We start from the raw sequence: 12773 nt of genomic DNA, 5'->3' as shown, positions 1-12773 counted from the left end.
CCTCCCTCATGCGGTGCTGGGGTCGCCGGAGCGTTGGTGGAGCGTCCACCAGCCCCAGGCGCCGACTCCGATCGGGATCGGGAGCCAGAACGAGAACAACCGGTACAGCAGCGTTCCGATGACTGCCGTGTCGGCCGGCACGCCGATGACGACCAGCAGCGCCGTCAGACCTGCGTCGACGAACCCGACACCACCGGGCGTGATCGGGATGATGGCGAAGGCCTGCGCCACGACGTAGGCCAGGAGCACCTCGGACGGACGTGCGTGCGCGCCGAACGCCACCAGGGCTGCGACGAGCGCCGCGTAGTCGAACATCCGGTTCGCGGCAGCGGCAACGACCGCCTGCCACCATCGGCCGCTGAACGCGACCACGATCCGGTCGCGTTCGACGAGGAGGATCTCGGCGACGCGGTCGGCCGTCACCTTGCGACGTACGAGGTGGACGACGGCGCCCACCGCGGCTCCGACGGCCTCCACGACGCGCGGCCAGGTGAACGCGGTGACCCCGACCGCGACGATGACCGTCGCGATGATCAACGAGACGAGCAGGCCGAGCTGGAGCTGCTCGGCCGGCGGTGGCCCGATCAGCAGCGCCGGGATCGTGAGCACCGGCAGCAGCATGAGGACGGCAGTCCCGAGAAGGCCGGTCGACGCCATCGCCGACGCGACCGCGCCGCCGGGTTGGCCTGAGGCGACCAGGATCTTGCCCTGGACCACGGCCCCGGCGGCGGGGCCACCGGGAATGACCTTGCTCGCCGCGTTCCCGGCCATCTGGGCGACCGCGAGCGTGCCCCACCCTGGCGGCGCGGGTGGCGTCAGGTGGTCCGCCGACCTCGACGGACGGCGGCCGGGCGTGAGGGCGATCCGCGTGAGCCACCACAACGCGGCGAAGCTGCCGAGCTCGAGCAGGGCGAGGACGGCGAACCAGTGCACCTCGACGTCGGCGAGCTGCGGCCACGCGTCGAACATCGTGAGCAGGCTCGGCGCCACCACGTACAGTCCGACGCCCGTGACGGCGAGCCCGACCGCACGGCCACCCCAGCGACGCACGATCGCGCCTGCCGAGATCCCCATGGCTCCCTCGTCACGTCGTGCGACCGCGTCGCGCTCGTGTCCTCCGCGCTCACCGTAGCGGCCGGCGCGCGACCCTGCTGAGGCCAGCCACGCCTACCTGGAAGGAAGCATCCGTACCGACTAGCGTCCTAGGTACCGACGTCGACGCGGGTGGACCCCGCAGCAAGGAGCCAGCCATGGCATCGGACAAGTTCGCAGCGCTGCTCAGCGAGCAGGTGGGCCACGAGTTCGCCGCCCACCAGCAGTACGTCGCGATCGCCTGCTACTACGACGCCCTCACCATGCCCCGCATGGCCGCCCTGTTCTTCAACCAGGCGGTCGAGGAGCGGGACCACGCGATGATGATGGTCCAGTACCTCCTCGACGCGGGCGTCTCGGTGCGCATCCCCGGGGTCGCCGACCCGACCAACGACTTCGACGACGTCGTCGCGCCGGTTCAGCTGGCCTTCGAGCAGGAGCGCCGCGTCACCGAGCAGATCAACGAGCTCACGCGCGTCGCCCGCGACGCGAACGACTTCGCGTCCGACCAGTTCATGCAGTGGTTCATCAAGGAGCAGGTCGAGGAGGTCTCCAAGATGAGCGACCTGCTCGCGGTGGTGTCCCGCTCGGCGGACGACCTCGAGGCGATCGAGCACTGGATCGCGCGCGAGGAGAAGGGCGAGGCCGCCGATCCCACGGCGCCGCCCATCGCCGGCGCCTGAGCAGGTGGCCGGACGGTGCGCGTGCTGGTCGTCGGAGCAGGGGTCACTGGACTGACGTGCGCCGTGGTGGCCGCTGAGCGCGGCCACCACGTCGACGTGCTCGCGCGCGACCTGCCGCTGGAGACGACGTCGGCCGTGGCAGCAGCCTGGTGGTACCCGTACCTCGCCGAGCCCGCCGACCGGGTCCTTGCGTGGTCGCGCCGGACGTACGAGGTGCTGGCCGGGCTCGACGGAGCAGACGCGGGCGTGACGATGCGGCGTTCGGTCGAGCTGCTGACGGACCCCGAGCCCGAGCCGTGGTGGGCGAGCGCCGTGGGCGTGCTCGCGCCGCTGCAGGACGTCCCACCTGGGTACGCCGCCGGCCGGGTGTTCGAGGCGCCCGTCGCGCACATGCCGACGTACCTCGACTATCTCGTGCGCCGGCTCGCCAGCTCCGGGGGGACGGTCACGCGCATGGCACTGTCAGCGCTGCCGCCGGGCGCCGACGCGGTCGTCAACGCCTCCGGCCTCGGCAGCCGTCTGCTCGCCGGGGACCCGTCGACGACACCGGTGCGGGGCCAGGTGCTGAGGCTCCCCGCGGTCGCCGGCGTCGACGAGGTCCTCCTCGCGGACCGTCCCGGCGAGACGACGTACGTCGTGCCGCGCGGAGACGACGTGATCGTGGGCGGCACAAGCGATCACGGGGAGTGGGACCTCGCTCCCCGGACCGAGGACACGACGGCGATCCTCGCTCGGGCGGTCGCGCTGGTCCCGGCACTGGCGGGCGCACCCGTGCTCGGCGTCCGCGTCGGGCTCCGCCCGGGCCGACCCACGGTGCGGCTCGAGCGAGAGGACCGTGCCGGGGCGAGCCCGGTGATCCACTGCTACGGGCACGGCGGTGCGGGCGTCACGACGTCGTGGGGCTGTGCGGAGGAGGTCGCCTCGCTGCTGGACGCGGTGGCCTGACCTGGCGGTTCAGCCGGTGGTGAGCTCCTTGACCGGCTCGTCGACGGGCTCGATCGCTGCGGGTGCGGGTGCGGGCGGCTCGGCTGCCGCGGGAGGCTCGGTTGCGGCGGACGGGCTGGCTGCGGGCGCGGACGAGCTGCCGGCCATGCCGGTCGGCGTCCGATCGAACGCCACCGATCGGGACGCGCGTGCCGTCAGGCTCGGCGCGGTGGCCTCGACTCGCGTCCACTCCTGCCGGATCTCGGCGAGGCGGTCGTCGGTGATCCGCTCGGAGAGGATGGCCTGCTCCAGCTCGCGTCGCAGGATGCCGTACTCGGCCGCGGCTCGTTGGTGTCCGGCGATGACGTCTGCGGGATCGCCGACCGTCTGCAGGAGCGCGACGGCCGCCGCGAGCCCCGAGAGGACGCCGGCGCCGATCGTCAGCCACGCGCCGTCGCTCACCGAGTAGGCGGCGAAGGCGCACGCGGCGGAGAGCGCGGCAAGGATCACGGTCGTGGTGCCGAGCACCCGTGCTCGGCGACGCCGTGACCGGGCAGCGAGGTGGTGGGCTTCGTGGCCGACGCTGATGGCGTCGAGCCACTGGAGAACGGTCGGCTCGTTGCCGCGATAGGTCCACACGGAGTCGGATGCTAGCGATCCCCGCCCTGTCCCGGCACGGGTTTGCCCGTGCCGTCCCACGGTACGGGCACCGAACCGTCCGCCAGGAGCGGACGCCGTTGCAATCGTGACGGATTCGGCGTAAGCCTGATTACATGATTACTCAGCAACAGACAGACGAGATCCGCGGATGGTTCGTCGGACGCCTTCCCGACGGTCTCTTCGAGAGCGTCGTGAGCGTCACCGTGGATCGGGAGGAGATCGTCGTCATCGGTGCGATCCCCGGGCCCAGCCTCGGTGACGACGCGTCGGACGCCGAGCGTCGTGGGGCGATCGAGGGGCGGGTGCGCGAGTTCCGTGAGCGCACCCGCGCGGAGCGGATCGAGGTGGCCCGTGAGGCCGAGCACCGCTTCGACCGGAAGGTGTCGTGGGGCGTCGAGTGCGAGGGCAGCCGGGTCCTGTTCACGCACCTGGCGGCACCGGTGATGACGCGCCTGCGCCAGCCGGACCGTCAGGTGCTCGACACGTTGATCGCCGGCGGCGTCGCACGCAGCAGGAGCGAGGCGCTCGCGTGGTGCGTCCGCCTCGTACAGAAGCACGCCGACACGTGGCTGGACGAGCTCCGGGACTCCTTGGAGAACGTGCGTCGGGTGCGTGAGCAGGGTCCTGACGCACAATCCTGACGCCGAGGCGGTCCTGAGCGGGCCGCTCAGCCGACGGCAGCGCGAAGAAGGCGTTCAGGAGCCTCGCCGTACGCCACCAGGAGGACGCGTTCGACGGTGGTGTCGGCCTCCCGCACCGTGGCGACGGCGATCGAGACCGCATCGTCGAGGGGCCAGCCGTACGCGCCGGCTGAGATCAACGGGAACGCCACCACCCGCGCCTCGAGCTCGTCGGCGACGGTGAGGCTTCGGATGTACGCCGAGCGGAGCAGCGCAGACCGGTCCTCGCTCGGCGACCACACGGGTCCGACGGCGTGGATCACCCAGCGCGCGGGAAGGAGCCCGCCCGTGGTGGCGACGGCATCGCCCGTCGGAAGGCCGTCGGGGTGGCTGGTCGTGCGGAGCGCGCGGCACGCCGCGAGGATGTCCGGCCCGCCCGCACGGTGGATCGCGCCGTCGACCCCGCCGCCGCCGAGCAGCGTGCTGTTGGCGGCGTTGACGATCGCGTCGGCGCGGACCGTCGTGATGTCTCCCTGGACGACCTCGATGCGGAGCATGCCTCCTGCTTACCTGATCGCGCCTCGGAGGGCCACGTCCACGACGGCGTCCGCGTACGCGTCGTCGAGAGCTCCCGAGCCGAGGAGCCACCTCCCGGCCACAGGTCCGACCAGGCACTCGACGAGGACGTCCAGGTCGACGTCGTCCCGCAGCAGGCCCGCGTCGTACGCGGTGGCGAGCCGCTGGCGGACGGCTGCCCGCTGGGGTGTGAGGAGTCGTTGCCTGTACTGCAGCGCGACGGCCTCGTCCTGGAGGATCTCCACCGTCACCGCGCGGAGGAACGCATCGGTCGACGGCGCCGTCATCTCGCGCGCCGATGCGCGGAGGAAGGACGACAGGTCGGCCCGCAGGTCGCCGGTGTCGGGGAGCGCGGCATCGCCGCCGCCGGAGCGTTCGAGCAGGGCGTCGAAGACGACGGCACCGCGCGACGGCCACCACCGGTAGATCGTCTGCTTGCCGACCCCCGCGCGCGCGGCGATCGCCTCCACGGTCAGCCGGGCGTACGGAACCTCCTCGATCAGTGCAGCGGTCGCGTCGAGCACCGCCGTACGGGCGCGTTCGCTGCGGCGCCGAGGGGCTCGGGAAACGGATTCGCGTTCGGGCACGTCTTCAGCATACGGTAGGCGAGACGAGACGGTCCGTCTCGCCAATCACAGACAGGAGCTCATATGCCGGAAGCCAGGACCTGGTTCATCACGGGAGCCGGTCGAGGACTCGGCCGCGCGTTCGCCGAGTCGGCGCTGGCGCGAGGCGACCGCGTCGCCGCCACCGTCCGTACGCCGGGCGTGCTCGACGACCTCACCGCCTCGTACGACGGTGCCGTGGCCGTCTACGAGGTCGACGTCACGGACCGCGGAGCCGTACACGCCGCGGTGTCCGCCGCGCACGACCGCTTCGGGCGGCTCGACGTGATCGTCAACAACGCGGGCTACGGGCAGGTCGGAGCGATCGAGGAGCTCACCGAGGCAGAGGTGCGCGCCCAGATCGACACGAACCTCCTCGGCGCGATCTGGGTGTCGCAGGCGGCGTTGCCGTACCTGCGCGAGCAGGGCGCCGGGCACATCGTCCAGATCTCGACCGTCGGCGCGGTGGGAACGGTGCCGCTGTTCGGCGCCTACAACGCGAGCAAGTGGGCGCTCGAAGGATTCAGCGGCGCCCTGGCCGACGAGGTGGCCGGCTTCGGCATCCACGTCACGATGGCCGAGCTCGGCGGGTTCGCGACTGACTGGGCGGGGTCGAGCATGCGGTTCGCCGCAGCGCCGCAGCCCGCGTACGAGGGAATGAGGGAGGCGGTGCTCGGGATGCCGGGATATCCGGACGCCGCAGCGGGCGCCGCAGCTGCCGAGGTCGAGTCGACCGACGAGAGTCCCGATGTCGCCGCGGCTGCGATCCTGGCGCTGGTCGACGACCCGCAGCCGCCGCGGCGCGCGATCATCGGTGCCGGCGCGCACGACATGGTGTCGACCGCGCTGGCGTGGCGGCGCGACGAGTATGCCCGCGATCCGGCGTTCAGCTGGCCGGAGGCCTGAAGGGCGGGGCGCCGTTCAGAACAGGCGGAGGGTCGGGTCGTCGATGCCGCGCAGCGCGTCGTAGTCGACGACCCGGCACTCGATCCCGCGGTCGGTCGCCAGCGTGCGCGCCTGCGGCTTGATCTCCTGCGCGGCGAAGATGCCGCGCACGGGGGCGAGAAGCGGGTCGCGGTTCATCAGCTCGAGGTAGCGCGTGAGCTGCTCCACCCCGTCGATCTCACCGCGCCGTTTGACCTCGACGGCAACGGATGCGCCGGTGCTGTCCCGGCAGAGCAGGTCGACAGGCCCGATCGCGGTCATGAACTCTCGACGGACGAGCGACATCCCTTCGCCGAGGCTGGTGGGGTGCTCGGCGAGGAGCTCCTGGAGGTGCTTCTCGACGCCGTCCTTCTGCAGCCCTGGATCGATGCCGAGGTCGTGGCTGGAGTCGTGAAGAAGGTCCTCGATCAGGATGCGCAGCGTGTCGTCGGTCTTGGTGGCAGAGACCGTCCACTCGATCGTGCCGTCGTCGGTCACGCCCTCGCGCATCACGGCCGGCGGACTCATCCAGTTCAGCGGCTTGAACGCACGGTCGTCGGAGTGGATCGAGACGGATCCGTCCGACTTCACGAGGATCAGGCGGGTCGCCATCGGGAGATGGGCGGTGAGGCGGCCGGCGTAGTCGACCTGGCAACGAGCGATGACGAGGCGCACCCCGACAGGCTAGCGACCGTCAGCGCACCCGCTTGAGCACGGTCCCGCGGATCGTGATCGTGTCGCCGGCGAGCCTGCCGCGGGTGGTGATCCCGTCGCCTCCCTTGAGGACGACGACCTTGCCCTTGAGGCGCCACGTGCCGGAGCGGATGTTCTTCACGCCGTCGAAGTCCTCCACGAAGCGACCGCTCGCCTTGATGCGCAGGACCCACGCGAGCTCACGGTTGCGCCAGCGGCCGACCGGGCTGCGCTTGGCGCTGGCCGCCGGCTTCGCGGCCTCGGACGGCGTCGCGGTGGCGGACGGCGTGGGGGCGGACGTCGTGTCCGGGGGCTCCGGGGTCTGAGTGGTTGTGCCGGCCGGGGCGGTCGTTGCGGTCGCCGACGGCGTCGGAGAGTCGGACGCGCTCGGGGAGGGAGACGTCGCGGTCGGGTCTGCGCCGGCGTCCCCGGACGACGTGCCGCACGCGGTGAGCACGAGTGCGAGGGCTGCCGTCGACGAGGCCACGACGAGGCGTCGTCGGACGCGTCGAGCGACGGCGGGACGGGCGACGTGGGGGCGATCGTCCAGGCTCGGCATCTGGCCATGCTAGGTGGCGAGGAGGTCGTCGGCAGGCCGCGCGGTCCGGGAATTCGTGACATGTGTCACGCGTACGACGGTGCTGCTGGCGGCTACTCGGTAGTAACCTGCCGGTAACTTCCGTCCCAGACACAGGAGACCTCCGTGGCGCGCGAGATCAACACAGTCGGAGTCGTCGGCGTCGGCACCATGGGTGCCGGCATCGCAGAGGTGCTGGCACGCAACGGCATCACCGTGCTCGCGGTGGATCGTGACGATGCGGCGCTCGAGCACGGCCGCTCGACCATCGAGCACTCCACCCAGCGCGCTGCCGAGCGTGGCAAGCTCGACGCCGCGGACCGGTCCGCGCTGCTCGCCCGCATCTCCTTCAGCACCGACCTCGCGAGTCTTGCCGACGCCGACCTCGTCGTCGAAGCGGTCGTCGAGCGGCTCGACGTCAAGATCGACGTGTTCCAGCAGCTCGACAAGATCGTGCGCGACGACGCGATCCTCGCGTCGAACACCTCCGCGCTCTCGGTCACCGAGATCGCGTCCGCGACGCGCCTCCCGAGCCGCGTGGTCGGGCTTCACTTCTTCAACCCGGCGCCGGTCCAGGACTTCGTCGAGGTCGTCCGGACGGTCGTCTCCGCCCCCGACGTGGTCGAGGACGCGGTCGCGCTCGCGCAGCGGCTCGGCAAGAGCCCGGTGACGGTCGGAGACAAGGCCGGCTTCATCGCGAACGCGCTCCTGTTCGCCTACCTCAACCACGCCGCCTCGATGTACGAGGCGCAGTACGCGACGCGCGAGGACATCGACGCGGCCATGCGGCTCGGCTGCGGCTACCCGATGGGTCCGCTCGCGCTGCTCGACCTGATCGGCCTCGACACCGCGTACGAGATCCTCGAGACCATGTACCTGCAGGACCGCAAGCGCGTCCACGCCCCGTCGCCGATCCTCAAGCAGATGGTCACCGCCGGCCTGCTCGGTCGGAAGTCGGGCCGCGGCTTCTACACCTATGCCGAGGAGTACTCCTCGACGGTCGTCGACGACGCGGTGACGCCGTCCTCCGACGCGGCGCCGCAGCTGCGCCGCCCGATCGGGCTGGTCGGTGTCGTCGGCACCGGCACCATGGCGTCGGGCATCGTCGAGGTCTTCGCGAAGGCCGGGTACGACGTCGTGTACGTCGGCCGTACGCCCGAGAAGCTCGACGGCGTCCGCGCGGCCATCACGAAGTCGCTCGACAAGGCGATCTCGCGCGGCCGCTCGACGGAGGAGAAGAAGGCCGAGGTCCTCGGGCGTCTCACCGGCAGCACCGAGCGCGAGGCCTTGGCCGACGTCGACATCGTCGTCGAGGCGATCGCGGAGGACCTCGACGTCAAGGTCGAGCTGTTCAAGGACCTCGACCGGATCTGCAAGCCGGGCGCCATCCTTGCCACCACGACGTCCTCGCTCCCGGTGATCGCCTGCGCCGCGGTGACCGACCGTCCGCAGGACGTCATCGGGATGCACTTCTTCAATCCTGCCCCGGTGATGAAGCTCGTCGAGGTCGTCTCCACGGTGGCGACCGCCGACGACGTCACGGAGACGGTGCAGGCGCTCTGCGCGAACGTCGGCAAGCACGCCGTCGCATGCGGGGACCGTGCCGGTTTCATCGTCAACGCGCTGCTGTTCCCGTACCTCAACGACGCCGTGAAGATGCTCGAGGCGCACTACGCGACCGCCGACGACATCGACGTCGCCATGAAGCTCGGATGTCGCCTGCCGATGGGTCCGTTCGAGCTCCTCGACGTGGTCGGCAACGACGTGTCGCTCGCGATCGAGCAGACGCTCTTCCGCGAGTTCCGCGAGCCCGCGTGGGCGCCGGCACCGCTCCTGGAGCACCTCGTGACGGCGGGCTACCTGGGCCGCAAGACCGGTCGTGGGTTCCGCGACTACGCGCGCCGCTGACCCGTACGGCGTCCCCGTACGCTGGACGCATGTCCCGCCGACGCCGCACGCCCCGTGGTCCTCGAGGCGCGCCACCTCCGCTCAACGGGGGCAACCAGCGGGTCGAGGAGCGGGGCGACGGCGACTGGGTCGTCCGTACGATCACGGGGTCCTCGTCGACGAAGACCTACACGTGTCCCGGCTGCTCGCAGGCCATCCGTCCGGCGACACCGCACGTCGTGGTCTGGCCGCTCGAGCCGGGGCTCCTCAGCGCGTCCGGGCTGGAGGAGCGGCGTCACTGGCACACGCCGTGCTGGAGGCGCCGCCGCTGAGCCGGTCTGCAGCTGGTGCTCGCGAGCCGCAGCGACCGGTCGACTCACCCGGCCCGGGTGACGCCCCCGGACTCCGGCTGCGGACAGACTGGCACGCATGGCGGCCGCGGACAGGATCGAGCGCTGGCGCGCGCGGTTCGTCACCGCCCGTGACTGGTTCGAGCGTTCGTTCCCGGGCCGTTGCATGCGACGGATGTACGAGATCGACGGCCGCAACCGTGCGATCACGCTCGCCGGCCAGGCCTTCATCGCGCTGATCCCGTTGCTCGTGGTCGTCTCCGGCTGGCTCTCGCGTGACGGGAACGCGCAGGCTGCCGACATCCTCATCGAGTACTTCGACCTGACGGGCAGCACGGCCGAAGCCGTCGAAGCGCTCTTCGCCAGCCCGCCCGACGCCACGGGGGGCCTCACGCTGCTCGGGTTCCTGATCCTGCTCTTCTCGGTCGGATCGTTCAGCCGATCGCTCCAGCGCCTGTACGAGCTGGCCTGGCAGCGCGCGCCAGCACCGCGCGTGCGGGCAGCCGTCTCCGGCATCGGCGGCCTGGCGTTCATGCTCGGGACGTTCGTGCTGGTCGGCTGGGTCGGTCACCTCCTCGGGCCGGCCGGGATCGTCATCCAGCTGCTGCTCTCGGTCCCGCTCTGGGTCGTGCTGATCCGGATCGAGCTGGGCGGACGCGCCGATCTGGAGGACCTGCTCCCCGCCGCGGTCCTGACGACGATCGTCCAGCTGGTCGCCGGCTGGTGGAGCCACCTGTACGTGCCGCATCTCATCGCCATCGACGCGCAGCGGTACGGCGTCATCGGCGTCGCGTTCGCCATCGTCGCGTGGCTCGTCATCGTCGCGTACGTCCTGGTCGGGACCGCGGTCGTGGGCTACGAGCTGTCCGTCTGGATGCGCGATCGCGGCCTCACCGCGCGCCTGCTGGCCACGGCCGGGCGCGCAGTCCCGGGCCGGCTCCGTCAGGATGAGCCATGACCGAGCACGACCGCACCGCTCCCGGGACACCGATCCCCGTCGCGACGTTGCCGAACCTCCGCAGCCTCGCCGGCTGGCGCGCAGCCGACGGGCGGGCCGTGCGCGAAGGCGTCCTCTTCCGATCGACCGACCTGAGCCGGCTCACGGGCACGGACACCGCCGTCGTCGAAGGTCTCGGCATCCGCACCGTCGTCGACCTGCGGACCGCGCCGGAGCGCGAACGCCGACCTGACGTCCGTCTCGACGGCGCCGACGAGGTGGTCCTCGACGTCCTCGCCGACGCCGTACAGGCTGCGCCGACCGACATGGCGGAGATCCTCGAGGACCCAGGGCGCGCGCGTGACCTGCTGTCGGACGGACAGGCTCGAGCAGCGTTCCTCCAGGCGTACGAGCACCTCGTCACGCTGCCCAGCGCCCGTGCGTCGTACGGGGCGTTCTTCAGGGTCCTCGCCGCCGGCAGCGGTGCGACGCTCTTCCACTGCACGACCGGCAAGGACCGGACTGGTTGGGCGGCGGCGAGCACGCTGATGCTCCTCGGGGTGCCCGAGGAGGTCGTGGAGCACGAGTACCTCCTGACGAACGACCAGCTCCTCCCGGCGCTCCAGCCGGTCCTCGACCACTTCGCGTCGCTCGGCGGCGACCCGGACCTGCTCCTGCCGGTGCTCGGGGTACGCCCGGAGTACCTCGCGACCAGCCTCGCGGTGATGCGGCGCACCTACGGGGACGTGGCGACGTACTTCGCCGACGGGCTGGGCATCGACGCGGCGACTCAGGCCGCGCTCCGCGAGCGGCTGCTCGTCGACCGCTGAGCGGATCACCCGTCGAGGGTGATCCGCGCTCGACCGGCAGCGGAGAGGCTGGTGGCAACAATGTCGGAGAGAGGGGTACCGATGGCCGAGAGCGTAGGCCCGTCCGGTCCGGTCGATATCGCCGTGCTGGGGTTCCTGGAGGGCTACCAGCCGGATGGCAGCGTCGCCAAGGTGGTCGCGGACGCCGTCGCGAGCGGCGCCGTGCGCCTGCTCGACGCGGTGATCGTCGCGCGGGCGGACGACGGAGACCTGACCATCATCGACGTCGACGACGGCGAGGCGGTGAAGGACGTCCTCGGGATCGAGAGCGACGTGCCGGGACTGCTCGGTGAGGAGGACATCCTGGCGATCGCCGACGAGGTTCCGCCGGGCACCGCCGCCGTACTGGTCGTCTGGGAGAACGTGTGGGCCGCTCGCTTCGCCGCCGCGCTCGACAGGGTCGGCGGCGTGGTGCTGGCGCACGAGCGCATCGACCGAGCCGACCTCGACGCCGTCGCCGCGGCGCTGAGCACAGACTGAACGAGGAGGAGAGCATGCTCGCACGACGCATGGGACGACCGGGGCTGGTGGGACTCGCCGCACGGACCGCTGTGGTGGCCGGAACCGCAGGAGCGGTGAACAACCGGATGCAGCGCCGCAACGACGCCCGGTACGAACAGGAAGCCCAGGCACAGGCGTACGAACAACAGCAGCAGCAGGCCGCGATGCAAGCGGCCGCCGCCCAGGCAGCGGCGGCCCAGCAGTACGCCGCGCCGCAGGCTGCACCCGCTGCTCCGGCCGGCGGCGACGTCGTCGGCCAGCTCGAGCGCTTGGCGGCGCTCCAGCAGCAGGGGATCCTCACGGCCGAGGAGTTCGCGGCGGAGAAGGCGAAGATCCTCAACGGCTGACCGGGTTGCGGCCGGCCCGACTCGTGGTGCGCGAATCACCCCGTCGGAGTGATGCAGCAGCGGTGGCACGCCGACACATTGGGGGTACGCGGCGGGCCGGCCGCCGCCTATCGAAGGAGCACCCATGTCCAGCCGCACCGGCACCAGCAATCCGTGGGCACAGGGAGTCACGATCTTCGCGGCAGCGATGCTCGCGATCATCGGTTTCGTCCAGGTCTTCCAAGGCATCGCTGCCATCGCCAAAGACGACCTGCTGGTCACCACCGAGAACTACCTGTTCTCGTTCGACACGACGACGTGGGGGTGGATCCACCTCGTCCTCGGAATCCTCTTCATCGTGATCGCGTTCGCGATCATGACCGGCAACGCGTTCGCGCGCGGCGCAGGCATCGGTATCGCGATCCTGTCAATCGTCGCGAACTTCCTCTGGCTGCCGTACTACCCCGTCTGGGGCGTCCTGATCATCGCGTTTAACGTCGTCCTGATCTGGGCACTTGCCAACTACACCCCTGACTTCGAAAGCTGACG

The 12773-nt window shown here is 71.1% G+C and carries 17 protein-coding genes; 11 read left to right on the top strand and 6 right to left on the bottom strand.

The window, feature by feature from the left end; translation table 11 throughout:
• Positions 1 to 6 precede the first annotated feature (6 nt).
• The gene (locus GH747_RS09590; protein ID WP_149769322.1) at positions 7 to 1074 is read right to left on the bottom strand and encodes a lysylphosphatidylglycerol synthase transmembrane domain-containing protein; all 1068 of its coding nucleotides are present in this window, start codon (positions 1072 to 1074) and stop codon (positions 7 to 9) included.
• A 176-nt stretch (positions 1075 to 1250) separates the two neighbouring features.
• Between GH747_RS09590 and GH747_RS09585 the strand changes: the two genes are divergently transcribed.
• Both GH747_RS09585 and GH747_RS09580 read left to right on the top strand, forming a co-directional pair.
• Positions 1251 to 1775 carry a ferritin gene (locus tag GH747_RS09585; protein ID WP_149769321.1) on the top strand — a complete coding sequence of 175 codons (525 nt, stop codon included), beginning with the start codon at positions 1251 to 1253 and terminating at the stop codon, positions 1773 to 1775.
• A 15-nt stretch (positions 1776 to 1790) separates the two neighbouring features.
• Positions 1791 to 2720, top strand: coding sequence for an FAD-dependent oxidoreductase (locus GH747_RS09580; protein WP_149769320.1), 930 nt, complete (start codon positions 1791 to 1793; stop codon positions 2718 to 2720).
• Between the two features lie 9 nt (positions 2721 to 2729).
• Here GH747_RS09580 and GH747_RS09575 read toward each other — a convergent pair whose 3' ends face one another.
• Positions 2730 to 3338, bottom strand: coding sequence for an SLATT domain-containing protein (locus tag GH747_RS09575; protein WP_149769319.1), 609 nt, complete (start codon positions 3336 to 3338; stop codon positions 2730 to 2732).
• Positions 3339 to 3472: 134 nt separating this feature from the next.
• Between GH747_RS09575 and GH747_RS09570 the strand changes: the two genes are divergently transcribed.
• Positions 3473 to 4000 carry a hypothetical protein gene (locus GH747_RS09570; RefSeq protein ID WP_149769318.1) on the top strand — a complete coding sequence of 176 codons (528 nt, stop codon included), beginning with the start codon at positions 3473 to 3475 and terminating at the stop codon, positions 3998 to 4000.
• A gap of 26 nt (positions 4001 to 4026) precedes the next feature.
• Here the strand turns inward: GH747_RS09570 and GH747_RS09565 are convergent, their stop codons facing one another.
• Both GH747_RS09565 and GH747_RS09560 read right to left on the bottom strand, forming a co-directional pair.
• A complete protein-coding gene (locus GH747_RS09565) occupies positions 4027 to 4536 on the bottom strand; it encodes an O-acetyl-ADP-ribose deacetylase (RefSeq protein WP_149769317.1) in 510 nt (169 codons plus the stop codon).
• Between the two features lie 9 nt (positions 4537 to 4545).
• Positions 4546 to 5142, bottom strand: coding sequence for a TetR/AcrR family transcriptional regulator (locus tag GH747_RS09560; protein WP_149769316.1), 597 nt, complete (start codon positions 5140 to 5142; stop codon positions 4546 to 4548).
• A 63-nt stretch (positions 5143 to 5205) separates the two neighbouring features.
• Here GH747_RS09560 and GH747_RS09555 point away from each other — a divergent pair, with 63 nt between their 5' ends.
• Positions 5206 to 6066: an SDR family NAD(P)-dependent oxidoreductase gene (locus tag GH747_RS09555; RefSeq protein ID WP_149769315.1), complete on the top strand. Its 861-nt coding sequence runs from the start codon at positions 5206 to 5208 to the stop codon at positions 6064 to 6066.
• A 15-nt stretch (positions 6067 to 6081) separates the two neighbouring features.
• Here the strand turns inward: GH747_RS09555 and nucS are convergent, their stop codons facing one another.
• Positions 6082 to 6759 (bottom strand): endonuclease NucS, encoded by a 678-nt coding sequence (gene nucS, locus GH747_RS09550; protein ID WP_149769314.1) that lies wholly within the window; start codon positions 6757 to 6759, stop codon positions 6082 to 6084.
• 19 nt (positions 6760 to 6778) lie between these two features.
• Positions 6779 to 7336 carry a hypothetical protein gene (locus tag GH747_RS09545; protein ID WP_153816621.1) on the bottom strand — a complete coding sequence of 186 codons (558 nt, stop codon included), beginning with the start codon at positions 7334 to 7336 and terminating at the stop codon, positions 6779 to 6781.
• 144 nt (positions 7337 to 7480) lie between these two features.
• Between GH747_RS09545 and GH747_RS09540 the strand changes: the two genes are divergently transcribed.
• The 7 genes from GH747_RS09540 (at position 7481) to GH747_RS09510 (ending at position 12771) form a co-directional block, all read left to right on the top strand.
• Positions 7481 to 9262: a 3-hydroxyacyl-CoA dehydrogenase family protein gene (locus GH747_RS09540; protein ID WP_149769313.1), complete on the top strand. Its 1782-nt coding sequence runs from the start codon at positions 7481 to 7483 to the stop codon at positions 9260 to 9262.
• 29 nt (positions 9263 to 9291) lie between these two features.
• A complete protein-coding gene (locus GH747_RS09535) occupies positions 9292 to 9573 on the top strand; it encodes a hypothetical protein (RefSeq protein WP_149769312.1) in 282 nt (93 codons plus the stop codon).
• 97 nt (positions 9574 to 9670) lie between these two features.
• The gene (locus tag GH747_RS09530) at positions 9671 to 10549 is read left to right on the top strand and encodes a YhjD/YihY/BrkB family envelope integrity protein (RefSeq protein ID WP_149769311.1); all 879 of its coding nucleotides are present in this window, start codon (positions 9671 to 9673) and stop codon (positions 10547 to 10549) included.
• Entirely contained in the window at positions 10546 to 11358 is an 813-nt protein-coding gene (locus tag GH747_RS09525; RefSeq protein WP_149769310.1) for a tyrosine-protein phosphatase, read from the top strand. Before GH747_RS09530 ends, GH747_RS09525 begins: the two co-directional genes overlap by 4 nt.
• An 81-nt stretch (positions 11359 to 11439) precedes the next feature.
• Positions 11440 to 11877 (top strand): DUF6325 family protein, encoded by a 438-nt coding sequence (locus GH747_RS09520; protein WP_149769309.1) that lies wholly within the window; start codon positions 11440 to 11442, stop codon positions 11875 to 11877.
• Between the two features lie 14 nt (positions 11878 to 11891).
• Entirely contained in the window at positions 11892 to 12245 is a 354-nt protein-coding gene (locus GH747_RS09515; RefSeq protein WP_205602862.1) for an SHOCT domain-containing protein, read from the top strand.
• 124 nt (positions 12246 to 12369) lie between these two features.
• Entirely contained in the window at positions 12370 to 12771 is a 402-nt protein-coding gene (locus GH747_RS09510; RefSeq protein ID WP_149769308.1) for a DUF7144 family membrane protein, read from the top strand.
• Positions 12772 to 12773: the final 2 nt, after the last annotated feature.

This window comes from Mumia xiangluensis (assembly GCF_010994095.1).
Taxonomy (GTDB): domain Bacteria; phylum Actinomycetota; class Actinomycetes; order Propionibacteriales; family Nocardioidaceae; genus Mumia; species Mumia xiangluensis.
Note: the sequence above shows the minus strand (reverse complement) of the source record. Positions and strands in the feature narration are given on the sequence as shown.